We start from the raw sequence: 23,726 nt of genomic DNA on the forward strand, positions 1-23,726 counted from the left end.
ATGTCCGACCAAGTGCCCGACCAAGTGCCCGACCAAGTGGCCGACCGAGTGCCCGAACTGAGCGCCTTCTTCGCACGCGGGCGGCTGACCGCGATCCCCCGAAGGCCCGCCCGCCGCGAGCAGCTCCTCCGTCACCTCGCCCGGACCCTGTTCGCCCCCGACCGCGACTACGCCGAACCCGAGGTCAACGAGGCGCTGCTGACCGTCCACGACGACTACCCCGCCCTGCGCCGCTACCTGGTCGAGGGCGGCCTGCTGGCCCGTACCCGCGACGGCAGCAGCTACCGCCGCCTGGAGTGAGCGGCTCCCACCGCTTCGCCGGACGGCTCCCGCCCCGCACCCGTCCACCCGGGCGCCGTCCGCCTCGTGGGCACCGCCCCGACCGCCGCTCCCGCGCGCCCTACGCTCCCGGCGACGGCCGCCCCGGCGCGCCGGTGAGTGCCCTGATGTGCGCGGGCACCACGCAGGCCTGGCCGGCGAGCAGATCCGCGAACGTGGTGGTGAGCGGATCGGGCCGGGTCCGCGTGTAGGCCGTGAGAGTCCGCCGGACCGCCGGCTCCGGTAGCCGGAGCAGACCGTCGAAGTCCGCCGGGATGATGTTCGCCGGCACGAGGGCCGGTCCGAGCCCGGCGGCGGCGAGCAGCGGTGCGGCCGAGGTCTGCTCGGCATGGACGGCGGTCAGCGGCTGGAACCCCGCCTCCCGGCAGACCCGGTCCAGCAGGTCGGCGAGCCCGTTCCCGGGCGCGTACCGCACCCACGCGCGGTCGGCCAGCGCGCGGAGCGCCAGCGGCCCGGCCGGCGCGTCCGCCAACGGGTCGTCACTCGGCAGCACGATGACGAACTCCTCGATGCCCAGATCCCTCACCGGCCCCTCCCACCCGGCCGGTGAGGGCCCCACCGCCAGGTCGGCCTCCCCGGCGGCCATCGCGGCCCGGAGCTGATCGGCGTGCGGATACTCGCGCAGGCGGATCCGCACCCCCGGGTGCCGCCGGCGCCAGGCCCGCAGGACGGGCGGGAGGATGCCCAGGCTGACCGAGTAGACGGTGGCGACCTCCAGCTCGCCGCCCTCCAGCCCGGCCGCACGCCGCGCCGCCCCGCGCAGCCGTTCGGCCTCGGCCAGCGCGGCGCGGGCGTGCGGCAGCACCGCGCGGCCCATCGGGGTGGGCCTGACCGCGCGCGGCAGACGCTCCAGCAGTGGACCGCCCAGCGAGCTCTCCAATGCCCGGATCTGGTGCGACAGCGCCGGCTGCGTCAGGTGCAGCAGCTCCGCCGCCTGCGTGAACGAGCCGGTGTCGACGACGGTGACCAGATATTCGAGCTGTCGCAGCGTTGCCATGAACAAATATTATCGCAGCAGGATGAAACAAGCCTTGGACTCATTGCCGCTCCACGGGAGAGGGTCGAACCAGAGCCGCTGCCCACGAAACAGCCGGCAGTTCGGCCCCCCCACTTGAAGGAGTTCAGTCACCATGACAACCCCGGCAACCGCCCCGGCCCCCACGGACCTCACCGGCCAGCGCCTGGTCGTCATCGGCGCCGGCTCGCGCACCGGTCGCCTGCTGGCCCGGACGGCCTCGGCGGCCGGCGCCGACCTGGTGCTGGCCGGTTCCGACCCGCGCAAGCTCGAATGGACCGCCGGCGAGCTGACCGGCCCGGCCGAGGTGGTCCCGGTCGACCTCGCCGACGAGGCGTCGATCGCCGCCCTGGCCAAGCGGGTCGGCGGCTTCGACCACCTGGTGTCGACCGCCGCGATGCCCGCCAACGGGCCGCTGGCCGAACTCGAACTGGCCGACGTGCAGCGCGCGTTCGCGGCCAAGGTGATCGGCCCGCTGCTGCTGGCCAAGCACCTGGCCGGTCAGGTGCGCGAGGGCGGCTCGTTCACCTTCTTCTCCGGCGTGGCCGCCTGGCGCCCGACCCCCGAGCGGACCGTGATGGCCACCACCAACGGCGCGCTGGCGTTCCTGGTCCAGGCGCTCGCGGTGGAGATCGCTCCGGTGCGGGTCAACGCCGTCTCGCCGGGCATCGTCGACACCGGCTCCTGGGACGGGCTCGGCGCCGGCAAGGAGGCGTTCCTGCGCGGGATCGCCGAGCGCAACCCGGCGCGACGGGTGGGCACCCCGGACGACCTGATCAAGGCGGTCCTGTTCGCCGTCGGCAGCCCGTACGTCACCGGCACCGTGCTGCACGTCGACGGCGGCGGCCGGCTCGCCTGAAGCGAGCAGGACCGATGGACCTCACGACTGACCACCCGGTCACGCACCACCAACCCGTGATCACGCACCCGAGGAGCACACCCATGCGTTCGCACAGCGTCATCCGCACCGCCGCCGTCGCCGCTGCCACGGCCTGCCTGGCGGGCGGCACCGCCGCAGCCGCACACGCCCACGACGGCAGCCGCCACCAGTCCTCGCAGGCCTGGCCGCAGCGCCTGGTCGACCGCTCAGCCGACCTGGTCCAGCCCGGGACGCTGACCGTGGACCACTCGATCGGCGAGCGCCGGGCGGCCCAGGAGGTCCACCTGGCCCAGCAGCTCTACACCTTCTGGAACACCGGGCAGCAGAAGTACCTGGACGCCGCCGTCAGCCCCCGGTTCAGGGACAACACGCTGCCGGCCGGGCGCCCGCAGGGCCCGGCCGGCCCGGTCTTCGCCTCGAAGAACTTCCGCGCCGCCGTGCCGGACCTGACCTGCGAGCTGTCGGACCTGCTGGTCACCGGCGACAAGATCACCGCGCGGCTGGTCTTCCGCGGCCACTTCACCGGCACCTTCAACGGCGTCCGGGGGAAGGGACAGCAGGTCGACTTCAACGCCATCGACATCCAGCACGTCGGCACCGACAAGATCATCGAAGACTGGCACATCGAGGACAACCAGACCCTGATGAGCCAGCTCGGCGTCAACGGCTGACCACCCGCGGGCAGGCAGGCACGGGCGACGGGGTGCGCGTCAGCGGAAGTCGTCCGCGTGGTCGCGGGCCCACTCGTCGAAGGTGCGGGCCGGGCGCCCGGTGATGCGCTCGACCTCGTCGGTCATCCGGGGCGTGGTCCCGACCGAGGCGCCGAAGTACTCGAGGAGTTGGCGGGCGGCCCCCTCGGGGATGCCCGTGCCGGCGGCCATCGCCTCGGCGGCCCGCTCCACGGGGATCGTCTCGAACCGGACCTCGCGCCCGATCGCCCGCCCGATCGCGGCGGCCTGGCCGGCCTGGGTCACGGGCTCCGGGCCCGTGACGTAGGGGGCGGTCCCGAGCAGGGCGCCGCTGCGGTCCAGCAGGGCGCGGGCGGTGACGGCCGCCAGATCGGCCTCGTGGACGGGCGCGGCGACCGCCTCCGGGAACGGGCCGCGGACCACGCCCTCGGCCTTGACGAGCGGGACCCACTGGAGCGAGTTGGTGGCGTACATCCCGCCGCGCACGAAGGTCCACTCCAACCCGGAGGCACGGATCGCCCGCTCGACGGAGGCGTGCATGCGGGAGATGAAGCCCTCGTCGTCGGCCGGGGTGTCGGTCACCGACAGCGAGGAGTTGAGGACGATCCGGCGCACGCCCGCCTTGACGGCGGCGTCCACGACCTGGATCGCCGCCTCGCCACCACCCGCCGCGAGGTTGAGGTAGAGCGATTCGGCGCCCTCCAGGGCCGGTTCCACGGACGCCGGGTCGGTCAGGTCGGCACGCACCACCTCGGCGGCGGCCGGCAGCCCGGCGCGCTCGGGGTCGCGGGTGAGGGCGCGTACCGACGCACCCTCGGCGAGCAGCTGGTCGACGAGCCGGCGTCCGATGTGGCCGGTCGCTCCGGTGACTACGATCACGGGTTGCTCCTCCCGATGGCGCCGGGCCACGGGCCGTCCACGGCCGTGCCCGGCTCTGCTGGGCGGCGGTTCGCCATCCACAGGAACAACGGATGCCTGCCGCAAAGGTGTTCCCCCGCCCGCGCAGGAGTTCCGGTCAGAAGTTCTTCGCCCCCGCGGTGATCGCCTCGCGGATCCGGAAGTAGGTGCCGCAGCGGCAGATGTTGCGGATCTCGTCGAAGTCGGCGTCGCCGATCTCGTGTCCGGCGGCGCGAGCCTGCTCGACCTTCGCCACGGCGGCCATGATCTGCCCGGGCTGGCAGTAACCGCACTGCGCGACGTCGTACTCCAGCCAGGCCTCCTGCATGGGGTGCAGGTCCTTGCCGACGGTGGCCGGCAGGCCCTCGATGGTGGTGATCTCGTCCGTGGGCTGCAGCGCGCTGACCGGCACCGAGCACGGGTTGAAGGCCTTGCCGTTGATGTGGCTGGTGCAGGCCTGGCAGACGCCCAGCCCGCAGCCGTACTTGGGACCGGTGACGCCGAGGACGTCGCGCAGCACCCAGAGTAGCCGGACGTCGTCCTCGACGTCCACCGAGACCGGCGCGCCGTTGAGGATGAAGGTGTGTTGGGGCATGGTGCGGCTCCTAGTAGGCGCGGGTCAGGCCGTCAACCGGCGACTGCGGAACGGACGGTGTGGTCGGCAGCGGATCGAAGGCGAGCGGGGCGGCGTGGTTGATCGGGAAGCTGGTCGGCACGGTTCCGGTGGCCCGGGCGTAGGCGCAGGCGACCGCGGCCATCGCCGCGCCGACGGCGAGCTCCCCGGCACCGCCCGGGGTGCCGGTGGTCGGCGGCATCACCACGATCTGCAGGTCGGGTGGCGTGTTCCACTGTCGGGTGTAGAAGTAGTCGTCCCAACTTCCCTCCTGGAAGACCCCGTTGCTGAGGTGCAGGCCGGAGGTGAGGGCGAGCGCGATGCCGTCCGAGATCCCGCCCATCATCTGGGCCTCCAGTCCGAGCGGGTTGACCGCGAGGCCGGCATCGACCGCGCAGACCGCCTTGGTGACCCGTGGTCCGGTGTAGGCGTCGGGGATCTGCCGTCCGACGGTCTGCGCGGTGCAGTCGATCTCGACCAGGACCGCGGCGATGCTGTGGTACTCGGGGTGGAGCGCGATGCCCTGCGCGGTCCCGGCCGGCATCGGGCGCCCCCAGTCGCCGAGTTGGGCGACCTTGTCGAGAACCGCCACCGCTCGCTGGTCCTTGAGGAACTGCCGGCGGAACCGGTACGGATCCTGCCCCAGCGCGACCGCCAGCTGATCGACCATCAACTCCTGTGCACAGCGCACGTTGGGCGAGTAGATCCCGCGCATGCTACCGGTGTTGAAGCCCTTGTCGACCTCGCTCAGCAACTGCGTGGTGAGGCCGAAGTCGTAGGGGGTCTGCTGGGTCAGCTCGAAGATGGTCTCGGAGAATCCGAGGCCGCCCACCGGCAGTTTGGCCACCATCGCGGTGAGCACCTCGCCGAGGCCGTGGCTGAAGTCGGTGGCCACCGAGGTGTGCCGCTGCTCGAAGCTGAGCACCTCGCCCAACGCGTAGCTGGCGCGCACCCGGGAGGTGCACATCGGATGGGTACGGCCCTGCCGGAACTCGTCGGTCCGGTGCCACATCAGCTTCACCGGCTTGCCCATCGCCCGGGAGATCTCGGCGGCCTCCAACGCCGCGTCGGAGAACAGCTTGCGACCGAACGACCCGCCGCCCTCGGCGACGTGCACCGTGACGGCGCTCAGCGGCAGCGAGAGCTTGGCCGCGATCGCGCCCTGCGCCACGATTGGTGCCTTCATGGCCGCCCAGATCTCGGCCCGGTCCGCGCGGACGTCGGCGATGGCGCAGTTGGGCTCCAGCGCGGTGTTGCTGGCGAAGGCGAAGGTGAAGGTGTTCTCGATCGTGTGTGCCAGCAGGTTCACCGGCGGTACCGCGAACGGGAGTTCGGCGGCCCGCAGCTCCCGCAGCACCGTGTCGTCGGAGGATCCGTCCTCGCTGCCCGGGCCCCAGGTCACCTGCAACGCGCGGATCGCGTCGATGCACTGCCCGAAGGTCCTCGCGCGCACCGCCACGCCGGTTGCGATGGTGGCGACGTCGGTGACTCCCGGCATCGCCTGCACGGCCGCCAGGTTCCGCACGGAGAGCGGGGTGCCATTGATCGTCGGAGGCCGGCAGACCATGGTCGGCAGCGCGTTCGGCACCGCCAGGTCCATGGTGAACTGCTTGCGGCCGGTCACGATGTCCAGTGCGTCGATCCGCTGCTGCGCGGTGCCGATGACCTTGAACTCGGCCTGCTGCTTCAGCGCCACCGAGACCTGCACCGTCGTGTCGCTCGCGGCCCGTGCCGCCAGCGAGCCGTAGCTCGCGCTCTGCCCACCCGGGCCGTTGACCACACCCGCGGCCGTCGTCAGCGTCGAGACGGGCACGCCGAAGCGGGCGGCGGCGGTCGCCAACAGCCGCTGGCGGGCGATGGCCGCCGCGACCCGGACCGGGGTGTAGGTGGCGACGGTTGTGTTCGACGCCCCGGTGAACTGGTTGAACAGCAGCTCCGGGCGGGCGTCCGCGAGCGTGATCCGCACCTGCGCGAGGGGGAGGTCCAACTCCTCGGCGATCAGCATCGCGGTGGAGGTGGTGATGCCCTGGCCGACCTCGGCGCGCGGCAGCGCGAAGCTCGCCGTCCCGTCGGCGTTCAACTGGATGCTGATCAGGCCCGAGGTCGGCAGCGCCGCGTCGGTGAGCAGGTCGGTCAGGTCGTACACCTCGGCCGGCTCCGGCAGTGACGGCACCGCCGCCGCTGCCGGCGCGGGCGCGAGCACCGCCTCCTCGAACTGCGCGGCCACCAGCAACGTCGGTGCCGCCAGCACGTAGCCGAGGAACCGTCGCCGCCCGACCCCCTGATCTCCCATCAACTGACCCCTCCGATAAGTGGAAGCCGCGACCGGGCACACCAGCCATGACCGGGCCAAGCCTAGGGGTCACTCCTCATGAACCCGAAGGTGGGGTGGTCGCGTGCCCGCCATCCGCGCCGACCCGGTCCGGACCGCCGGGCCGCCGGCTCGGTGGCCGGACCGCGGTGCGGTCACCGGTGCACCTGGCGGGTGATCAGTGGCGCATCGCGCCGCAGCCGTGCGGCGCTGCGTCGGTGCCCATGGGGCCGACCGTGAGCGTGATGGAGGTGACCGTGATCGAGCCGTCGTCGGTCGAGGGCACGTCCAGCTCGGTGAGGGGTGCCGGTGCGGCCCACCGCTTGGAGCACGCCGAAATACCGTGCCAGGCGTGCGAATTCATGACTCGTGTGCCGGCAGCCGCAATCCGAGTGGTCCCGTCGGTCGCCGGGCGGCGAAGCGCTGCCGCGTTCATGGCTTCGCCCCTCCGGCGGCCGGAGGGGCGATCGGTCAACGGGCGAGGAGCCCGGTCACCACTGGGCGGTGCAGCTGGTGTGGTTCCAGGTGGGCTTGTGAACGGTGATGTTGGTGTCCAGCTCGGTGATGCACACGTAGGCGAGGGTGCCGTTGTCGCCGTACAAGTCCCCCGACGTGCTTCCCCCGTTGGTGACGGTGAGCGCCGGCCCCAGCGGGCCCCAGCCGCCCTGGTTGCGGTAGAGCTGGCCGGTGCAGAGGTAGTTCAGCGAGGCGGTGTTCGGCGCGGCCGAGACGGTGACCCGGACGTTGTACACGCCGTTGTTCCAGTACGTCTCCATGCCGCCGCCGCAGCCGTCCAGGCCGGTGGCAGCGAGGTAGCCGGAGCCCGATGTCTGCGGGGCGGCGCTGGCGAGCGGCACGGCGAGGGTGGCGAGCGAACAGACGGTGGCGCCGACCACAGCCAGGCGCTTGACGATGCGGTTGATGACGTCCTCCAGCAAGGTGTCGCGGGTACTCCCCCAGGTACCGGCGCCCCCGAACCCCCGACAACTCGGCTGCGCGCCGACAGACGTGGGCGGTGGCGAGGTCCGAACGCTCCCCTGCGGGCGGACCCACCGGCCGGCGGGCTGACTCGGCCAGCGTCCTCCCCGGGCGCCGGTTGCGCAATGGGCGGGGGCACGGACAGTTCGGGCGGTTCTCGCGCGGCTCCGGTGGAGGAGGCGAGCCGGAGCGGTGTGCTCCGGAAAGCGCCAGGACTGACAGATCCGGACGTCGGCGGAGGCCGCCGACCGCTCAGACGACTGGCGAACCCGCATGGTCCGGCTGGAGGCCGGCGGGCTGTGGATCCTCTGCCGGCCGGGCAGGGCACGGCGTCGGATCCGACGCGGCTGGCCGCGCGGTCCGTACCGACCCTCGCACCGGCGTCGACCGCCGCCGCCTCAGCCGCGGCAGCGGCGCCTCGCTGACGAAGACGCCCAGGATGATCAGCGCCGCACCCAGGACCGCCGGCCCCGGCAGGCGGTCGCCGGCCAGGCGGCCGACGACGCCACCCCAGACCGGTTCGGCGGAGTAGATCACTGTTGCCCGCATGGGAGGCACGGACTGCTGGGCCCAGTTCATCGTCAGCTGGATCACGGCACTCGCGGAGCCCAGCCCCACGGCCGCGGCGAGCCAGACCCAGGAGAACGCGGGGACCGACTCGCCGGCCGCGGGCATGGCGAGGAAGGACAGCACGCTCGCCGTGAGCAGTTGGACGACGGTGATGCGGCGCAGGTCGACCTGCCCGGCGAACCGGCTGATCAGGACGATCTCGGCCGCACTGGCCACGGCCGAGCCCAGCGTCGCCAGTTCGCCGGCGCCCAGTGCCGGACTCACGGCCCCGGGTCCGGCGAGGAGTACCAGCCCGATGAGGGCGCAGGCGATCCCGAGCAGGCCGGCAGGCTTCGGCGGTCGGCGCAGGAGCAGCCACTGGAAGAGCGGGACCAGCGGGACGTACAGCGCCGTGATGAAGGCGGAGGTGCTGCTGCTGACGGTCTGCAGGCCGTATGTCTGGAGTGCGTAGCCAAGGAAGATCGTCGCGCCGACCGATGCTCCGGCCACCAGATCTGCCCGGGTCAGGCCCCGCAGGGCCTTCCGGAACGCGAGTAGGGTGAGCAGCCCGGCGGTGGCGAACCGGGAGCCGACGAAGAAGAGAGGTCCGCTGTGGCGCATGGCGGTGTGCACGATGAGGAAGGTCGTGCCCCAGAACATGGTGATGGCGACCAGGGCCAGGTCGTGACGGCCGAGGCCCAGGAGAGGGCTTCGGCGAACAGTGGGGGAGTGCAGCATAGTGCACATGATAGGGGCACTATAGTGCACACTCGCCAGGGGCGATCCGACGTCCTGGCGTTCGTCGGCGAGAACCTGCGCCGCCTGCGCCGCCAGACGGGGATGAGCCAGGCCGCGCTCGCGCAGGCGTCGGGGATCAGCCGCCGCATGATCATCAAGCTTGAGGGCGGCGACACGAACATCAGTCTCTCCAGCCTCGACCGGCTGGCCGAGGCGCTCGGAGTGACCTTCGTCGAGGTCGTCAGCGACCCCGGCGCGCAGAGCCGCCGCATCGAGGCGGTGGCCTGGCGCGGCGGCCAGCCCGCCAGCGAGGCCGTCCTGCTGGGCAGCGTGCCCGCTCGCAGCGAGGCCCAGCTGTGGCGCTGGTCGCTCGGTCCCGGCGACCGGTACTCCGCCGAGCCCGATCCCGAGGGCTGGCACGAGATGATCGCGGTGACCGAGGGGCGGGTGCTGATCGAGTTGGCGGAGGGGCCGGTCACCGTCGAGGCGGGCGGCTACGCGATCTACAGCAGCGCCCAGACGTACGCGTACGTCAACGTCGGTGACGGCGTCGCGCGGTTCATCCGCACGGCGGTGGCGTGATCGGCACGCCGGTCGGGTGCCTTCGCGGTTCGCGACCCGGACTTCCCACGCTCCCGTGAACACGGCCAACTGATCGTTGAGACCCCGGAGGCCGACCCGGCAGCGCTTCCCGAACACGCCGCGCACCCGGTCGAGCTGCCGAGCCCCTTGGGCCCTGGCGGCCTCCCCAACCTCACGGGTCAGTACAGCTAGGGCGCGACCACTCGGTTCGCGAACAAGCGGGACGGACTCTCGATGTGGTGGCCGCTGGTCAGGAACGGTGCGGACCGCGACGCTCCGCCGCGGTGCGCATCGTCGAGGAGACCCGCGGCGTCGTCCTCGAACGGCGTACCGGGCGGGAGGAGGCCGGGGAAAGGCGGCCCCGGGGCGCGGGGGTCCTCACCCTTGTGGACGAAGGTGCACGGGTTGCGCGCCATTGCGGCGGCGAGAGCATGCGAGAGTACGGCCAACCGCACAAGGACTGTTCGAGCACCCGGCAGACCCGGTCGGTGCGGTTGTGCCGGAGCGGCCCGAAGGAGCGCCGGCAAGCGTCGCGGTGCTCCTGGAAATGGCCGGCACCGGGGAATCCGGTGCCCAAGAGAAGGGCTCCTTCATGTCCACGACCGTGGTGCGGCACGTGCTGAACCGTCTGAGGGATGTCGGGGTGCGTCATGTCTTCGGAGTCGCGGGGGACTAAGCCTTCCCGCTCGACGATGCGGTGGTCCGGCACCCGGACGTCAAGTGGATGGGCAGCTGCAACGAGTTGAACGCGGCTTACAGCGCGGACGGCTATGCCAGGGTCCGTGGGGTCGGAGCGGTCTGCACGACCTACGGCGTGGGCGAGCTCAGCGCGATCAACGGCATCGCCGGCGCCTACAGCGAGCACCTGCCCGTGTTCCATCTGGTCGGAATGCCGAGGATGCCGGTCCAGATCCACCGCTCCATCGTCCACCACACCCTCGGCAATGGGGAGTTCGACCTCTTCCAGAAGATGTCCGAGGCCGTTGTGTGCGCCAGCGCCATCATGACTCCGCAGAACGTCGCGGCCGAGACCGAGCGGCTGATCGCCGCGGCCCTCTACCATCGCCGCCCGGTCTACATGGCGTTCCCCGGCGATCTGGCCGACATGCCGGTAGTAAGCCAGGCTCAGGAGTTGCCCGCACCGGTGAGTGACCCCGCGCAGTTGGAGGCGGCGGTGCAAGCGGTCACCGAGACGCTGGGCCGGGCCAGGAGCGCGTGCGTGCTCCCCGGTGTGCTCACCGCTCGCTCCGGCCTCGGTCGAGAGTTGCAACACCTGCTCGACGCCACTGGACTGCCCTTCGCGACCATGATGGCCGACAAGGGTGTGCTGGACGAGGACCAGGCCGCTTATGTCGGCATGTACGACGGCAAGTTGATGAACGAGGAGGTCCGTCGCTTCGTCGAGGACAGCGACGCGGTCGTGCTCGTCGGGACGCTGATGACCGACTTCAACACCGGCGCCTTCACCGCCCACCTGGATCCGGCCAGGACGATCGACATCCGTCACCACCACGTGCGGGTCGACGGCATGACCTACCAGAGCGTGGAGATGAGGGACCTGCTCAACGCGCTGGCGCGGAAGCTGCCCAGAAGGCAGTGGCCACGCCCCTCCTTCGAGGTGACACGGTTGGGGCCGGCCGCAGGCAGCGGGGACGACACCATCACCGCGGACAGCCTGTATCCCCGGTGGGAGAACTTCCTCAGGCCGAACGACATCCTCGTCGCGGAGACCGGAACCTCTTCGATGGGCATGGCCTTCGCCAAACTGCCCCCCGGGGCCGCCTTCCAGAACCAGACGTTGTGGGGATCGATCGGCTGGGCGACCCCGGCCGCCGTGGGGGCAGCCGTCGCCGCCGGCAGCGACCGACGAGTGGTGCTGATCACCGGTGAGGGATCCCACCAGCTGACCGCCCAGGAGATCAGCCAGTTCGGCCGGTACGGGCTGCGCCCCGTGGTGTTCGTGCTCAACAACAACGGCTACCTGATCGAGCGTCTGCTGAGCAGGCGCCCCGACATCGAGTACAACGATCTGGCGAACTGGCGATACTCGGAGTTGCCGAGGGCCTTGGGCTGCGAGGGCTGGTTCACCGCGCGCGTGTCCTCCTGCGCCGAACTCGACCAGGCCATGGAGGCTGCCCAACGGGCGACAACGGGCTGCTACATCGAGGTGATGACCGACACCTACACCGCCCCGCCGCTGGCCAACCGGATGCACGAGAACATCGGGACGCTCTACTCGACGTGACGCGGTCGAGCGGCCTGGTGAGTGGTGCTCCAGGCCGCGAGAAGGTGCCGGGTCACCCGTGGCGCTCGGCGGGATCGGCCGGGCCGCCGGCTCCTGGCACCCGCGCCAGGAGCCGGCCCGATCGTGTGGTGATCAAGGCCGGCGTCGAGCGCTGTAGTGTCAGCGGCCTGACCTGGTCAGCGGGGGTGCACCTCGAGGAACGCGCGGACCGCGGACTCCAGGGCCCCTTCGATCCAGGCGGGCTTGAGGCTGGTGTGCTCGCCGGCGAAGTGGACCCGGCCTTCCACCGTACGGGTGGCGGGGTGTAGCTCGTGCAGCTGGCCGGGGGTGAAGATGACGGCCTCGCCGAGTGCGTAGCGGGCGCGGGCCCAGGACTGGGTGGCGCCCGCGCCGGTGAACTCGGTCCGGACCTTGGGCCCGAAGAGCTTCTCCATGTCGTTCAGGGCGAACGCGTAGCGCTCGCCGGGGGTGAGCGAGTCCCAGCGCATGGCGTCGTCGGACCAGGTGTAGGAGGCCAGCACGACACCGCCGGGTGAGTCGGTCGGGGAGTGGGAGGGGAAGTAGGTGAAGCGGCTGGCGCTGTCGGAGACGCAGCCGCCGCCGGTGAAGCCGTTCGGTCCGATCTCCCAGAAGCGGCTCTTGAACTCCAGGAGGACCTTGGTCGCCGAGTCGTAGTGCAGCTCGTTGACGGCCCGGCGCTTCTGGTAGGACATCAGCGGTTCGATCGAGCAGAACCGCAGGGCGCTGAACGGGATGGTGATGATCGCGTAGTCGCCCTCGAAGGTCTCCAGCGGTTCGGTCGGGGCGCCGTCGCAGGACTCCTCGGTGCCGCTCTCGGCGGTGGTCTCGATCCGCACCCCGGTGTCCGTCTGCACCAGGCGGGTCATCCGGCGGCCCAGGCGCAGCTCGTTGCGGAGCTTGTTCGCCAGTGCCTCGGTCAGGACGTCGATGCCGCCGTCCAGTTCCCAGTAGCGGTTGGTGGGGCTGATCACGGCGTGGTCGATCAGGGTGGGGATCAGGGAGTAGTGCAGCCGGGAGGTCATGTTCTCCAGGGTGCCGACGGCCTGGATCCTGGCGAGTTCCCAGCCGGCCTCCTCGACCAGGTAGCGGTGCGTGGAGTAGCCGTCGTAGCGCTGGAAGATCTTGGACCAGGCGGCGAGCTGGTCGGTGATCGGGCCGTTCGGGACGGTGACGTCCGCGAAGGCCTTGGTGACGGCGTCCGTGGTGGTGGTGTCGAGGGTGGTGCCGAAGGTGGCGTTGACCGGACGCGGGGACTTGGCGTAGGCGGCGCGGGTGGTCTGGGCGCCGTTGACGGCGATCCTGGTGCGCAGGCTGGCGGTCGGCGCGCGGAAGGAACCGCTGTCCTCGCCGTTGCTCCAGGTCTCGCCGGTGAACGAGCGGTAGACCACCGGCGGCACCGCGCCGGTGGTCACGGCGCGCGGCGCCACGTCGGCGTTGTAGAACAGTCGGCGACCCAGGCCGAGCTTGTCGGCCAGCGCCAGCACCAACGGGTGGAAGTCGGGCAAACGCATCGCGCCCGCCTCGGCGTGCAGGCCCGGATCGGCGAAGATTCCACGGAAGGTCTTGACCCGACCGCCCACCCGGCTGCCGTTCGCCTCGATCACCACCACCTCGTGCCCGGCCTGCTTGAGCAGGTGAGCGGCCGTAAGACCGGCCACGCCCGCGCCCACGACCAGCACCTTCTTGCGCGGTGCGCGCGGCGGCAGCTTCTCGTCGATCAGGATCCGCAGATAGGACAGCTTGAGGTCCTCCTGCTCGTCATCGCCGACCAACAGCATCTTCCGGGCCAGATCCCGGCCCTGCGCCTCATCGGCACCACCCCCGCCGCCCGCACTCGGCGGGAGGCCGACGGCGGGGGCGGGGGCGGGGGCGGCGACCGCACGGCCGACGAGTCCAGTCGCGGCGGCCACCGCGACGCCGCCGACCGCCGAGCCGACCAGGCCGCGCCGAGAGACCCCGGCGTGGTTGACGACGGGCACGGGCTGCTGGCTGAGGTGCTGATCCACAAGAACTCCCGAACAGGGGGACAAAGGGCAACACCCGACGCAACTCCCAGGAACGATCAGGGACACGAGAAGCCGAGGCCGTTCATCCGGACGGGGTGACACCACTGACCGATCTCGAGCCGCACGCCCGCTGGTGGGCGACGGGCGACGTGCGCCCGTGCCGGGTCACCGCTTCACCCCGGACATGGGTTCGTGAGGGCGGCACCCGTGCGAGGTGCTCGCGGTCGAGCCGGAGCGCCTGCTCCGCCACGGCTTCGTCCTGGGCACGCTGGACAACCACGGTCACCTGGCGGCCGCACCCCGAGGGGACGCCGGCGCGCTCCAGGGACATGATCCCGCTGGCGGCTACCCGGAGATCTTCAGGGCGGGCCGCTCCGCGCTCAGCCCTGACGACGGGGGCTCGGGGCGGCCACGGCCGACTCCCTCCTCACCCGAGCCCGGTCGATGGTCCATGCGCCCAGGGCCACCAGCAGGGCCGCCCCGATGCCGTACAGCGGCAGCCACCTGGTCGTCGTCGCTGACAGGCAGTCGGCAACGGCCTCATGGCTGTGGCTGGCCTGTGCGTAGGCCAGGGCGGCACCGTCGCGACCGGCGAGGTTCGCCAGCGCGGCCTCCGTCTGGATGCTCTGGTACCTGCCCAGCTCCCGACACCCGCTGCGGGTGCCCGGCATCGGGAACAACCATGCCCAGCGCTGCATCAGGGGAGCCAGTGTGATCGCGACGCACAGGCCGACGACGAGCGAATACGCCGCCAGGTTCCGCGCGTACGCCGACTGGAGACCAGGCGTCCAGGTCGGCAGGCGGTAGAAGGAGAAGACCACCGCGAGGAGTGTCACTCCGACGTAGGTGGCGAACCACTGCCAGGAACCGTTCGCGAGCGCGGCCGTCAGCACGGCGGCGAGCGCGATGCCGATGACGCCCGGCTGAGCGCCAGGGCCGTGGGCGCCCATCTCGACGGATGTCGTTTCGCGGGTTCCTCGGGGGGCGGGGTCGCTGTCCATGGCCTCTCCTGTCTGGTTCCGGGGTCAACAGTGTTCGGGCACACCGCACTGTTGTCCTGGCACCATTCCGGACTGGGTCGGAAGTCCCGCCCGGTTGGCGGGGCTTCCGACTTTCCGCAGGATCGGCGTGGAGACGGCGGACCGCTCGGGCCGTACGGCGCGCTGACCAGCCTCGACCGACTTCCGCTCAGGCCCTCGCCGGGTACACGGTCCGTCCGCCCAGCACCGTGCGGAGCGGGCGCAACGCGGCCAGCTCCCGCTCCGGGCAGGTCAGCGGGTCGGTCGGCCAGAGCGTCAGGTCGGCCAGGGCGCCCACCCGCAGGCTGCCGCGCCGCGTGCTCTCCCCGAGCAGTCGGGCCGCGTTGCCGGTGTGCAGGGCGACCGCCTCCGCCCGGGTGATCGCGTGCTGCGCGCCCTGCGGGCCGGCCACCGTCTGGCGGGTCGTCATGCCCCAGACCGAGGTCATCGCGCCGTACGGGCCGACCGGGAAGTCCGAGCCGGCCGCGAGCAGCGCGCCCTCGTCGATCCACTCCCGCAGCGGGAAGAGCGCGCCCACCCGGTCGGCACCCCAGGCGCGGATCTGCGCGGTGGCGGCGTCGTGCAGCAGCGGGTGCTGGACGGTGACCGGCACGCCGAGCGCGATCGCCCGGGCCCGCTGCTCGGCGGTGGCCAGCCCGCCGTGTTCGACCACCAGCGTCCCCGGTTCCAGACCCGGGTGGCTCCCGAGGACCTTGGTGTAGACGTCCAGCAGGGTGCGCAGGCCCCGGTCGCCCCAGGCGTGCACGCCCACCCGCCAGCCGCGCGCCACCACCCGGTCGATCGCCTCGGCCAGCGTGTCGGGGTCCCAGTGCAGGGTGCCGTGGTAGCAAGGCCGGTCCGCGTACGGCTCCTCCAGCGCACCCGCCTCGATGCCGCCGTCGATGCCGAACTTGACGCCCCAGACCCGCAGCCACTCGTCGGTCGGGCCGGCCCGCCAGGGTTCCATCCGGTCGAGCAGCTGCTCGACCTCCGGCACCGAGGTCAGGCCGATCGCCGAGACCAGCGCCCGGACCCGGACGTCGAGCGCGCCGGCGTCCCGTGCCGCGCGCAGCACCTCCAGGTCATCGACCGGCACCGCGCAGTCGCGGACCGTGCCGATCCCGGTGGCCGCGTAGTCCTGGGAGGCCGCGTGCAGGCCCGCGATCCGCTCCGCGAGGGCCGGGGGCGGCAGCAGCCTCTCGGCGAGCGCGATCGCCGCGTTGACCAGCCGGCCGGTCAGCCGGCCGTGCGCGTCGCGTTCGATCACCCCGCCGGGCGGGTCGGGCGTCTCGGCGGTGATCCCGGCCAGCCGCAGCGCGAGGGAGTTGAGCACCACGTTGTAGGCGCCGCGCTTGACCAGCACCGGGTGGTCGGGGGCGGCCGCTGACAGCTCCTCGGCGGTGGGCAGCCGCTGCTCGGCGAGGTTGGCCTCCTGCCAGTTGATCGTGGTGCGGATCCATGCACCGGCGGGCGTGCGGGCGGCGCGCTCGCGGATCAGTTCCAGGAACTCGGCGAGGGTCCGGGCCCGGTGGACCGGCACGTCGTGGACGCTGTGCCCGGCCAGGATCAGGTGGGTGTGGGTGTCGTCGAAGGCGGGCAGTACGGTGGCGCCGGGTGCGTCCAGCACCTCGGTGCCCGGGCCGATCAGGTGGTCCAGGCCGTCGGCGTCCGCGGAGAGGGCGCTGATCCGCTCGCCGGTGACGGCCAGTGCCCGCCGCACTCCCTGCGCCGGGTCCAGGGTGCGCACCGCGCCGGCTCGGATCAACAGATGGGCTTGGGTCATCACGGCTCCTTGGGGTGCGACAGGCCGGTCAGCCGCTCGACGTGGCGCATGCTGGGCACGGCGAGCAGGTCGTGCAACTCCGCGAAGACGGCCCGGGCCGCCACCGCGTTCCACTCCGCCGGCAGCAGCGGCGCGGGCAGGCCCGGGTCCAGGTACGGCAGCCGGCGCCACTGGGTGAGCATCGGTACGTAGGCGCGGAAGGCGTGCGCCGGCTCGACGGCGTCCAGCTGCCGGAGCTTCTCGGCCACCGGGGCCCAGGCGTTGGAGAACTCGGCGTACTGGGCCTCGATCGCCGGGAAGTCCCACCAGGAGCTGACCGCCTCGCGCAGTTCGGCGAAGCCCGCGTAGTCGGAGAGGAAGAGGTGGACGTAGGAGCTCAGACCCAGCCGCTCCAGCAGCCGCCGGGCGTCCGGCAGCAGCCGGGCCGGGGCCAGCCAGACGCCCGGCGCGGCGTTGCCGAAGCCGAGCCAGGACAGCCGGGAGCGCAGCTGGTGGCGGTGGGCGCGCTCCGACTCGGGCACCGAGAAGACCGCGACGACCCAGCCGTCGGCCAGCTCGGCCGGCTCCAGGCTGTGGAAGATCCGCCGGTCCCCCTCCTCGAAGACCGGTGTCATCGCCGGGCTCAGCCGGTAGCCGATGGCTGGCCGCCGCTCCTGGCGCAGCGTGTCGGCCTTCTTCAGCCGCGAGATGGCCGAGCGGACGGCGGGGCCGTCCACGTCCAGCTCGGCCATCAGGGCGACCAGGTCGGCGATTGAGATCCAGCCGCCCAGGCGGCGCACGAACTCGCCGTAGACGGTGTGGATCAGGGAGCTGGGCCGAGGTGTGCCCTCCGGCATCCGCACGCTCCTCCCCGTCCCCGGTCGGTCGCGGTGATCATACCGGCGGGGCGGGGGTGGCGTAGGCGCCGGAGAGCAGGTGGCCCGCGCCCGGGGCGTACGCGGGCAGGTCCAGGGCGCGCAGCAGCTGGTGGGCGGTGCAGACGGCGGCCGAGACCACCGGCTTGCCGAGTAGCTGCTCGGCCTCCTCGACGGCGCTCAGGGAGGGGAGCTGGACGCAGGCGGAGAGCACCACGGCGTCGGCGTCCGCGTGCGCCAGGCCCTTGGCGATGGCGGGCAACCGGGCCGGGTCGTGGGCGGCCACCGCCAGGTTGTCGGCGATCTCCAGGGCGGCGAAGTCCACCACCTCGATGCCCTCGTGGGTGAGGTAGTCGGCGACCGTGCGGGTCAGCGGGCGCAGGTAGGGCGCCACCAGGGCGACCTTCCGGGCACCCAGCGTGTGCAGGCCGGCCACCAGGGCGCCGGCACTGGTGACGACGGGCGCGGGCGCGCCGTTCTCCACGGTCCGGGTGTGCAGGCGCTGCTCGGCGGCGCGGTGGTAGCCCGGGCCGGTGCTCATCACGGCCACCAGGCAGGCGTAGCCGAGCACGTCCATCCGCGCGTCCGACAGCTCGACGGCGCAGCGGTCGGACTCGGCGTCCATCGCGCGCAGTTGCTCGGGGGTGACCCTGGTCATCCGCATCCGGCTGGAGTGGAAGGTGAAGCGCTCCGGGGCGACGGCCTCCCGGGCGCGCAGGATGGCCGGGATCTCGGTCTCCATGGTGACGTTCGAGCTCGGGACGATCTGACCGATCCGGTAGCTGGACACGGTGCGATGCTCCTTCTGCCGGGCCCTCAGCGGGCGTCCACGACCGGGTTGGTCAGGGTGCCGATCCGCTCGATGGTGGCCTCGACCAGGTCGCCGGGCTGCAGGAACTGCGGGGGCACCTGGCCGGCGCCCACCCCCGAGGGGGAGCCGGTGGCGATCACGTCGCCCGCCTCGAGCGTGACACCCGAGGAGATGTCGGCGATCAGACGGGCGATCGAGAAGAGCATGTGGCGGGTGTTGGAGTTCTGCTTGGTCTCGCCGTTGACGGTCAGGGACAGCCCGAGGTTCTGCGGGTCGGGGATCTCGTCGGCGGTGACCACGGCCGGGCCGAACGGGGCGTAGGAGTCCTGACCCTTGGAGAAGAACCACTGGCCCGAGCGGCGCTGGTCACGGGCGCTGATGTCGTTGACGATGCTGTAGCCGAAGACGTGCTGCCAGGCGTCGGCCTCGGCGACCCGGACGGCGGGGCGGCCGATGACCACGGCCAGTTCGCACTCCCAGTCGAGCTGCTTGGTGAGGTCGGCGTTGTGCAGGATCGGCTGGCCGGGGCCCGTGACGGCGGTGGCGGGCTTGCCGAACAGCACCGGGCGGTCCGGCAGTTCGCGCGCGGTGTCCAGGGTGCGGTGCGACTCGGCGACGTGTTCCACGTAGTTGAGGCCGACGCCGACGATCTTGCCGGGGCGCAGCGGGGCGTGCAGCACCACGTCGGCGAGCGGCGGCAGTGCCTGGCGGTCGACTCGGCCCAGCAGGGCGCGGGCGCGCTCCAGGGCCGGCTGCCCGGCCCGGATCAGGGCGAGCAGATCGCCCGGCAGCGCCACGCCGGCCCGGGCCGCCAGCGCCCCCAGGTCGGCGACCCGGTCGCCGAGCCGGGCGCCCAGGCGGGGGGCGTCGGCGGCGGTGGGGGAGTAGGTGATCAGGTCCATCGAGGGCTCCTTACGGGAGGATCGGCTGGCGGCCGCCGTTGTCCGGGTAGGCCTCCTCCCGGTGCAGGCCGAGCGAGCGCATCACCGGGAAGTCGTTGAAGGAGAAGAGGACGGCGTCCTCGGAGGCGTCGAGGTTCTCGTGCTCGTGCCAGGCCCAGGACGGGACGCAGAAGATGTCGCCTTCCTGCCAGGCGAACCGGCGCCCGGCGATGACGCTCACGCCGCGGCCCTTGGCGGCGGTGTAGACCACTGAGCCGGTGTGGCGGTGGGCGAGGGTGGCCTGGCCCGGGCGCAGCAGCTGGAGGTGGGCGCTCATGGTGGGCATCACCGAGCCACCGGTGACCGGATCGGTGTACTCCATGATCACGCCGTCGTACGGGGAGCCCTCGCGCGCCCCGGCCAGCCGGCCGAGCGCGTGGTAGCTGGGCTCCCAGGGCCAGCCGAGCAGCGGCGAGTAGGGGCGGGTCCACTTCTCCATCCCGTAGGGGAGCAGGTTGCCGCCGTAGCTGAGCAGCGAGGAGTTCACCACCGTGCCCGGCCGCTGGTGGAGTTCGGGGTGGACCTGGTAGAAGTTCGCGTCCAGCGCGTTGACCAGCGGGATGTCCAGGCCGTCCTGCCAGATGACCGGGGCGTCGGTGCCCTCGTTGCCGTGCTCGTGCCAGGTGTTGTTGGGGGTGATGGCGAAGTCCCGCGGGCCGACGGCGAGTTTCTGGCCGTCCACGATGGTCCACGCGCCGTGGCCCTCGTGCACGAAGCGCAGGGCGGCGGCCTGGTGGCGGTGGGCGGTCATCGCCTCGCCGGGGCCCATGATCTGCAGGCCGGTGTAGAGCAGGCCGACGGCGGCGCTCAGCTCCCGGCGGCCGGGGTTGACCAGCATCACCACCCGCCGGCCGGCGTCGTCGGCGTTGACCAGGGGCAGCGCCTTGCGCACCAGCGGGCGCAGGTCCGCGTAGCGCCACAGCACCGGTACCGAGCGGGGCCGCGGGTACCAGGGCTCGATCTCGTTCGCCACGGTCCACAGGGCACCGGCCTCCACCTTGGCCAACTCGTCGTAGTAGGCGAGGAGTTCGAGGCTGTCGGTGACCCGGGCCCGGCCGGCCTGGGTGTCGTCGTGGTCGTTCAAGCTTCCTCCTCGAAGAACACCACGGGGGTGCGCGGACGGTTGTCGACCTGGAGCTGGAAGACGTCGAAGCGGTTGTAGTGGCCGATGATGTCGTGCATCTGCTTGGGCTGGATGCAGCGGCCGAGGTCGATCTCGGCGTACACGATGCCCTCCTCGTCCACCAGCGGTTCGCCGACCGGGCGGCCGTCGGGACCGAAGATGCCGGACAACGCGCTGTGTGGGCGAGCCAGTTGCTTGCGCACCTCGGGGTCCTCGCCGGCGATCAGGTCGACCATCTCGGGCGAGACGGTGGAGCAGGCGACCACCGAGAAGAGCTTGCCCTCGAAGCAGTGGGCGGCCGTGCGCACCGCGATCGCCTCCGCCATGTCGTAGTCGGCGGGGGCCACCGGAAGGGCGATGTAGCTCGCCGCGTGCACCAGTTCGCCCTGGGCGAGCAGGGTGAAGCGGGCCAGCGTGTTGGTGTTCTCGCCGCAGGCCAGCGCGCCGAGCGGGCCGATCGCGGTCCGGTGCACCCGCAGCGAGCTGCCGTCACCACCGGTCCAGGTCAGCTTCTCGGCCCAGGTCGGGACCAACTTGCGGTGCACACCGAGCAGTTCGCCGTCGTCGCCGATGACCAGCAGGGTGTTGTGGAGCATCCCGAGGCTGTGCGCGCCGCGCTCGTTGACCCCGATCACCAGCACCACCCCCGTGCGGCGGGCCGCCTCGCGGAGGGTCGCCACCTGGGGGCCGGGGACGTCGACGGCGCTGCGGTAGAGCCGTTCGAACCAGGGCGAGCCCTGGACCGGGTTCATCGTCCAGTTCCAGTACGGGTAGCCGGGCACGAAGACCTCGGGGAAGACCACCAGCGAGGCGCCGTGCCCGGCCGCCTCCTCGATCAGGGCGACGGCCTTGTCGACGGTGGCGTCCGCGTCCAGGTAGACCGGGGCGGCCTGGACGGCGGCGGCGGTGAAACGGGGCAGGTACGGCATCGGGTCCTCCGGCGCGGGGCGCGGGTCAGCGGGTCGCGGGGGCGGTCAGCGGCGGTGCCGGCAGCCAGCGGCGGTGGACCGGCGCGGCGGCCTCGCGCAGCAGCCGCAGGCGCGGCGGGACGCGGTCGGCGCCCGGGCCGGGCGGCCGGCGGCTGCCGGCCCGCCAGGCGGGCGGCCAGGGCGCGGCCGGACCGGTGTAGCCCTGCTCGGCGGCCGCGTGCAGGGTCCACAGCGGGTCGTGCAACTGGGCGCGGCCGACCGCGACCAGGTCGGCCCGCCCGGCCAGCAGCACCGAGTTGACGTCGTCGTGGGTGGAGATCGCGCCGACCGCGATGGTCGGCAGACCGGTGGCGCGCCGGATCAGCTCGGCCAGCGGCGTCTGGTAACCACGCCCGTACGGTGGGCGCTGGTGGGCGACCACCTCGCCGGTGGAGACGTCCACCGCGTCCGCGCCCGCCTTGCCCAGCGCTCGGCAGATCGTCACCGCCTCGGCCTCGGTGGTGCCGCCCGGCGCCCAGTCGCTCGCCGAGATCCGCACCAGCAGCGGCCGGTCGGCCGGCCAGGCGGCGCGTACCGCCGCCAGCACCTCGACCGGCAGCCGCAGCCGGTGGGTGAGCGGACCGCCGTAGCCGTCGGTGCGCCGGTTGGTGAGCGGAGAGAGGAAGCCGGAGATGAAGTGGCCGTGGCCGAACTGGAGCTCCAGCACGTCGAATCCGGCCCGGGCGGCGCGTGCCGCCGCCTGGCCGAAGGCCGCGGTGACGGCGGCCAGCTCGGCGCCGGTGGCCGCACGGGGCGCGGGGCTCGCCGCGTCCCAGGGCAGTGCCGAGGCGGCCAGGGTGGGCCAGCCGCCCTCGGCCGCGGTGAGCGGGCGGCCGATCCCGTCCGGCCCCGGCGGGGCGGTGGCCGCCCGGCGCCCGGCGTGGGTCAGTTGGATGCCCAGCGGGGTGTCGCTCACCTGGCGCACCGTCGCCACCAGCTCACGCCAGGCCGCCTCCTGGCCGTCCGTCCAGAGCCCCGGACAGCTCGGGGTGGCCCGCCCCTCGGGGCTGACGGCGGTCATCCCGGCCAGCACCAGCGCGGCGCCGCCCAGTGCCTGGGCGGTCAGCTGGGCCCGGTCGAAGGCGCTGGGCAGGCCGTCGACGGCGGTGAAGGTGGCCATCGGCGGCACCACCACCCGGTTGCGCAGGGTGAGCCGGCCCAGCCGCAGCGGGCGGAACATCGGTGGCACGCCGGCCGACCCGCCGAACGCCGTGTCCACCGCGTCCACGAAGCCGGCGTCCCGGGCCCGCAGGCTGCCGTAGGTGACCCGGCGGCTGCGGGTGAGCAGGTCGAAGGCGAACCGGTCGACGTCCTCGCCCGAGCGGCGCCCGATGGTCTCGAACCACTCCAGGCTGGCCTGCGCGGCCCGCTGGGTGGACTCCACCACCGGCCGCCGCTCGGCCTCGTAGCAGGCCAACGCCTCATCCACCGTGGGCTGTTCGCGCAACGCGGCGGCCAGCGCCAGGGCGTCCTCCAGGGCCAGCTTGGTGCCCGAGCCGATCGAGAAGTGCGCGGTGTGCGCCGCGTCCCCGAGCAGTACCACGTTCCGGTGCCGCCAGGCGGCGTTGCGCACGGTGGTGAAGCGGATCCACCGGGAGGCGTTCGGGATCAACCGGTGGCCCGCCAGGTGCTCGGCGAGCAGCTCCTCGCACCGCCGCACGCTCGCCCAGTCACTCCCCCCGTGCCCCGGCGCGCGGGCGGCCAGGGCCTCGAAGCCCGCGCGGCGCCAGGCCTGTTCGCCGATCTCCACGATGAAGGTCGAGCGCCGGTCGCTGTAGGGGTAGGCGTGCACCTGCAGGACGCCGAAGTCGTGCTCGGCCACGACGAAGGTGAAGGCCTCGAAGACCCGGTCGGTGGCCAGCCACATGTAGCGGCAGTGGCGCTCGTCCAGCTCGGTCCCGAAGGCGTCCGGGTAGGCCGCCCGGGTGCCGGAGCGCACCCCGTCGGCGGCCACCACCAGGTCGTGCCCGGCGGCCAGTTGGGCGACCGGCGGGGCCGGAGTGCGGTAGCGCACGTCCACCGCCAGCTGCTCGCAGCGCTGTTGCAGGATCCGCCGCAGCCGGTTGCGGTCCAGCGCGGCGAACCCGTGGCCGCCGCAGGTCCGCAGTCGGCCCGCCACGTGCACGTCGATGTCGCTCCAGCGCGCGAACTCACCGGACAGCGCGGCGAAGACGACCGGGTCGGCCTGCGCGACACCGTCCAGCGTCTCGTCCGAGAAGACCACCCCGAAGCCGGACGTGTCCTCGCGCGCGTCACGTTCCCACAGGGTGATCTCCGCGTGCGGGAAGAGCTGTTTGGCCAGCGCGGCGAAGTACAGTCCGCCGGGCCCGGCTCCGATCACGGCAACGCGCATGGTGCCCTCCG

The 23,726-nt window shown here is 72.5% G+C and carries 21 protein-coding genes and 1 pseudogene; 6 read left to right on the top strand and 16 right to left on the bottom strand.

Annotated elements, in window-relative coordinates; genetic code table 11:
- On the top strand, nucleotides 1-300 hold the full coding sequence (locus ACZ38L_RS13170) for a DUF2087 domain-containing protein (RefSeq protein ID WP_465692225.1): 300 nt from the start codon (nucleotides 1-3) through the stop codon (nucleotides 298-300).
- Nucleotides 301-400: 100 nt separating this feature from the next.
- On the opposite strand, the gene ACZ38L_RS13175 is transcribed toward ACZ38L_RS13170, so the two are convergent.
- Nucleotides 401-1,336 carry a LysR family transcriptional regulator gene (locus tag ACZ38L_RS13175; RefSeq protein WP_396565352.1) on the bottom strand — a complete coding sequence of 312 codons (936 nt, stop codon included), beginning with the start codon at nucleotides 1,334-1,336 and terminating at the stop codon, nucleotides 401-403.
- 133 nt (nucleotides 1,337-1,469) lie between these two features.
- Between ACZ38L_RS13175 and ACZ38L_RS13180 the strand changes: the two genes are divergently transcribed.
- Both ACZ38L_RS13180 and ACZ38L_RS13185 read left to right on the top strand, forming a co-directional pair.
- Nucleotides 1,470-2,213, top strand: a complete 744-nt coding sequence (locus tag ACZ38L_RS13180) for an SDR family oxidoreductase (RefSeq protein ID WP_465692228.1) — start codon at nucleotides 1,470-1,472, stop codon at nucleotides 2,211-2,213.
- Between the two features lie 83 nt (nucleotides 2,214-2,296).
- Nucleotides 2,297-2,905, top strand: a complete 609-nt coding sequence (locus ACZ38L_RS13185; RefSeq protein WP_465692229.1) for an ester cyclase — start codon at nucleotides 2,297-2,299, stop codon at nucleotides 2,903-2,905.
- A gap of 39 nt (nucleotides 2,906-2,944) precedes the next feature.
- On the opposite strand, the gene ACZ38L_RS13190 is transcribed toward ACZ38L_RS13185, so the two are convergent.
- The 6 genes from ACZ38L_RS13190 to ACZ38L_RS13215 form a co-directional block, all read right to left on the bottom strand.
- On the bottom strand, nucleotides 2,945-3,802 hold the full coding sequence (locus ACZ38L_RS13190; RefSeq protein WP_465692231.1) for an NmrA family NAD(P)-binding protein: 858 nt from the start codon (nucleotides 3,800-3,802) through the stop codon (nucleotides 2,945-2,947).
- Between the two features lie 136 nt (nucleotides 3,803-3,938).
- Complete coding sequence (locus ACZ38L_RS13195) at nucleotides 3,939-4,415, bottom strand: (2Fe-2S)-binding protein (RefSeq protein ID WP_465692233.1); 477 nt, start codon at nucleotides 4,413-4,415, stop codon at nucleotides 3,939-3,941.
- 10 nt (nucleotides 4,416-4,425) lie between these two features.
- On the bottom strand, nucleotides 4,426-6,726 hold the full coding sequence (locus ACZ38L_RS13200; RefSeq protein WP_465692235.1) for a molybdopterin cofactor-binding domain-containing protein: 2,301 nt from the start codon (nucleotides 6,724-6,726) through the stop codon (nucleotides 4,426-4,428).
- Nucleotides 6,727-6,922: 196 nt separating this feature from the next.
- A complete protein-coding gene (locus ACZ38L_RS13205) occupies nucleotides 6,923-7,180 on the bottom strand; it encodes a hypothetical protein (RefSeq protein ID WP_465692237.1) in 258 nt (85 codons plus the stop codon).
- A 55-nt stretch (nucleotides 7,181-7,235) separates the two neighbouring features.
- Nucleotides 7,236-7,682 (bottom strand): hypothetical protein, encoded by a 447-nt coding sequence (locus ACZ38L_RS13210; protein ID WP_465692239.1) that lies wholly within the window; start codon nucleotides 7,680-7,682, stop codon nucleotides 7,236-7,238.
- A gap of 292 nt (nucleotides 7,683-7,974) precedes the next feature.
- The gene (locus ACZ38L_RS13215) at nucleotides 7,975-9,009 is read right to left on the bottom strand and encodes a DMT family transporter (protein ID WP_465692241.1); all 1,035 of its coding nucleotides are present in this window, start codon (nucleotides 9,007-9,009) and stop codon (nucleotides 7,975-7,977) included.
- A gap of 24 nt (nucleotides 9,010-9,033) precedes the next feature.
- Here ACZ38L_RS13215 and ACZ38L_RS13220 point away from each other — a divergent pair, with 24 nt between their 5' ends.
- The 3 genes and pseudogenes from ACZ38L_RS13220 (at nucleotide 9,034) to ACZ38L_RS13230 (ending at nucleotide 11,836) form a co-directional block, all read left to right on the top strand.
- Nucleotides 9,034-9,591 carry a helix-turn-helix domain-containing protein gene (locus ACZ38L_RS13220; protein WP_465692242.1) on the top strand — a complete coding sequence of 186 codons (558 nt, stop codon included), beginning with the start codon at nucleotides 9,034-9,036 and terminating at the stop codon, nucleotides 9,589-9,591.
- A gap of 694 nt (nucleotides 9,592-10,285) precedes the next feature.
- Nucleotides 10,286-10,477: pseudogene (locus tag ACZ38L_RS13225) on the top strand (thiamine pyrophosphate-binding protein); the annotation flags it as partial.
- A 219-nt stretch (nucleotides 10,478-10,696) separates the two neighbouring features.
- On the top strand, nucleotides 10,697-11,836 hold the full coding sequence (locus ACZ38L_RS13230) for a thiamine pyrophosphate-dependent enzyme (protein WP_465692347.1): 1,140 nt from the start codon (nucleotides 10,697-10,699) through the stop codon (nucleotides 11,834-11,836).
- Between the two features lie 176 nt (nucleotides 11,837-12,012).
- Here the strand turns inward: ACZ38L_RS13230 and ACZ38L_RS13235 are convergent, their stop codons facing one another.
- The 9 genes from ACZ38L_RS13235 to ACZ38L_RS13275 all read right to left on the bottom strand — a co-directional run bounded on the left by ACZ38L_RS13235 (nucleotide 12,013) and on the right by ACZ38L_RS13275 (nucleotide 23,715).
- Nucleotides 12,013-13,863 (bottom strand): flavin monoamine oxidase family protein, encoded by a 1,851-nt coding sequence (locus tag ACZ38L_RS13235; RefSeq protein WP_465692244.1) that lies wholly within the window; start codon nucleotides 13,861-13,863, stop codon nucleotides 12,013-12,015.
- Between the two features lie 380 nt (nucleotides 13,864-14,243).
- Nucleotides 14,244-14,864, bottom strand: coding sequence for a hypothetical protein (locus ACZ38L_RS13240; protein ID WP_465692246.1), 621 nt, complete (start codon nucleotides 14,862-14,864; stop codon nucleotides 14,244-14,246).
- A 187-nt stretch (nucleotides 14,865-15,051) separates the two neighbouring features.
- Complete coding sequence (locus ACZ38L_RS13245) at nucleotides 15,052-16,665, bottom strand: amidohydrolase (RefSeq protein WP_465692248.1); 1,614 nt, start codon at nucleotides 16,663-16,665, stop codon at nucleotides 15,052-15,054.
- The gene (locus tag ACZ38L_RS13250) at nucleotides 16,665-17,501 is read right to left on the bottom strand and encodes a PaaX family transcriptional regulator (RefSeq protein WP_465692250.1); all 837 of its coding nucleotides are present in this window, start codon (nucleotides 17,499-17,501) and stop codon (nucleotides 16,665-16,667) included. Before ACZ38L_RS13250 ends, ACZ38L_RS13245 begins: the two co-directional genes overlap by 1 nt.
- Before the next feature lie 37 nt (nucleotides 17,502-17,538).
- Nucleotides 17,539-18,261 carry a maleate cis-trans isomerase family protein gene (locus ACZ38L_RS13255; RefSeq protein ID WP_465692349.1) on the bottom strand — a complete coding sequence of 241 codons (723 nt, stop codon included), beginning with the start codon at nucleotides 18,259-18,261 and terminating at the stop codon, nucleotides 17,539-17,541.
- A gap of 74 nt (nucleotides 18,262-18,335) precedes the next feature.
- On the bottom strand, nucleotides 18,336-19,232 hold the full coding sequence (locus ACZ38L_RS13260) for a fumarylacetoacetate hydrolase family protein (protein ID WP_465692252.1): 897 nt from the start codon (nucleotides 19,230-19,232) through the stop codon (nucleotides 18,336-18,338).
- A gap of 10 nt (nucleotides 19,233-19,242) precedes the next feature.
- Nucleotides 19,243-20,355 carry a cupin domain-containing protein gene (locus ACZ38L_RS13265; protein WP_465692254.1) on the bottom strand — a complete coding sequence of 371 codons (1,113 nt, stop codon included), beginning with the start codon at nucleotides 20,353-20,355 and terminating at the stop codon, nucleotides 19,243-19,245.
- Nucleotides 20,352-21,323, bottom strand: a complete 972-nt coding sequence (locus tag ACZ38L_RS13270) for a carbon-nitrogen hydrolase family protein (protein WP_465692256.1) — start codon at nucleotides 21,321-21,323, stop codon at nucleotides 20,352-20,354. Before ACZ38L_RS13270 ends, ACZ38L_RS13265 begins: the two co-directional genes overlap by 4 nt.
- 25 nt (nucleotides 21,324-21,348) lie before the next feature.
- On the bottom strand, nucleotides 21,349-23,715 hold the full coding sequence (locus ACZ38L_RS13275) for an oxidoreductase (RefSeq protein ID WP_465692257.1): 2,367 nt from the start codon (nucleotides 23,713-23,715) through the stop codon (nucleotides 21,349-21,351).
- Between the last annotated feature and the right edge of the window lie 11 nt (nucleotides 23,716-23,726).

Source organism: Kitasatospora sp. NPDC024654, assembly GCF_055559155.1.

Bases quoted from the DNA above. Each gene is read 5' to 3' on its own strand.
- ACZ38L_RS13170 (WP_465692225.1), top strand. From the start codon at position 1: ATGTCCGACCAAGTGCCCGACCAAGTGCCCGACCAAGTGGCCGACCGA.
- ACZ38L_RS13175 (WP_396565352.1), bottom strand. From the start codon at position 1,336: ATGGCAACGCTGCGACAGCTCGAATATCTGGTCACCGTCGTCGACACC.
- ACZ38L_RS13180 (WP_465692228.1), top strand. From the start codon at position 1,470: ATGACAACCCCGGCAACCGCCCCGGCCCCCACGGACCTCACCGGCCAG.
- ACZ38L_RS13185 (WP_465692229.1), top strand. From the start codon at position 2,297: ATGCGTTCGCACAGCGTCATCCGCACCGCCGCCGTCGCCGCTGCCACG.
- ACZ38L_RS13195 (WP_465692233.1), bottom strand. From the start codon at position 4,415: ATGCCCCAACACACCTTCATCCTCAACGGCGCGCCGGTCTCGGTGGAC.
- ACZ38L_RS13200 (WP_465692235.1), bottom strand. From the start codon at position 6,726: ATGGGAGATCAGGGGGTCGGGCGGCGACGGTTCCTCGGCTACGTGCTG.
- ACZ38L_RS13205 (WP_465692237.1), bottom strand. From the start codon at position 7,180: ATGAACGCGGCAGCGCTTCGCCGCCCGGCGACCGACGGGACCACTCGG.
- ACZ38L_RS13215 (WP_465692241.1), bottom strand. From the start codon at position 9,009: ATGCTGCACTCCCCCACTGTTCGCCGAAGCCCTCTCCTGGGCCTCGGC.
- ACZ38L_RS13230 (WP_465692347.1), top strand. From the start codon at position 10,697: ATGCCGGTAGTAAGCCAGGCTCAGGAGTTGCCCGCACCGGTGAGTGAC.
- ACZ38L_RS13240 (WP_465692246.1), bottom strand. From the start codon at position 14,864: ATGGACAGCGACCCCGCCCCCCGAGGAACCCGCGAAACGACATCCGTC.
- ACZ38L_RS13245 (WP_465692248.1), bottom strand. From the start codon at position 16,665: ATGACCCAAGCCCATCTGTTGATCCGAGCCGGCGCGGTGCGCACCCTG.
- ACZ38L_RS13250 (WP_465692250.1), bottom strand. From the start codon at position 17,501: ATGCCGGAGGGCACACCTCGGCCCAGCTCCCTGATCCACACCGTCTAC.
- ACZ38L_RS13255 (WP_465692349.1), bottom strand. From the start codon at position 18,261: ATGGAGACCGAGATCCCGGCCATCCTGCGCGCCCGGGAGGCCGTCGCC.
- ACZ38L_RS13260 (WP_465692252.1), bottom strand. From the start codon at position 19,232: ATGGACCTGATCACCTACTCCCCCACCGCCGCCGACGCCCCCCGCCTG.
- ACZ38L_RS13270 (WP_465692256.1), bottom strand. From the start codon at position 21,323: ATGCCGTACCTGCCCCGTTTCACCGCCGCCGCCGTCCAGGCCGCCCCG.
- ACZ38L_RS13275 (WP_465692257.1), bottom strand. From the start codon at position 23,715: ATGCGCGTTGCCGTGATCGGAGCCGGGCCCGGCGGACTGTACTTCGCC.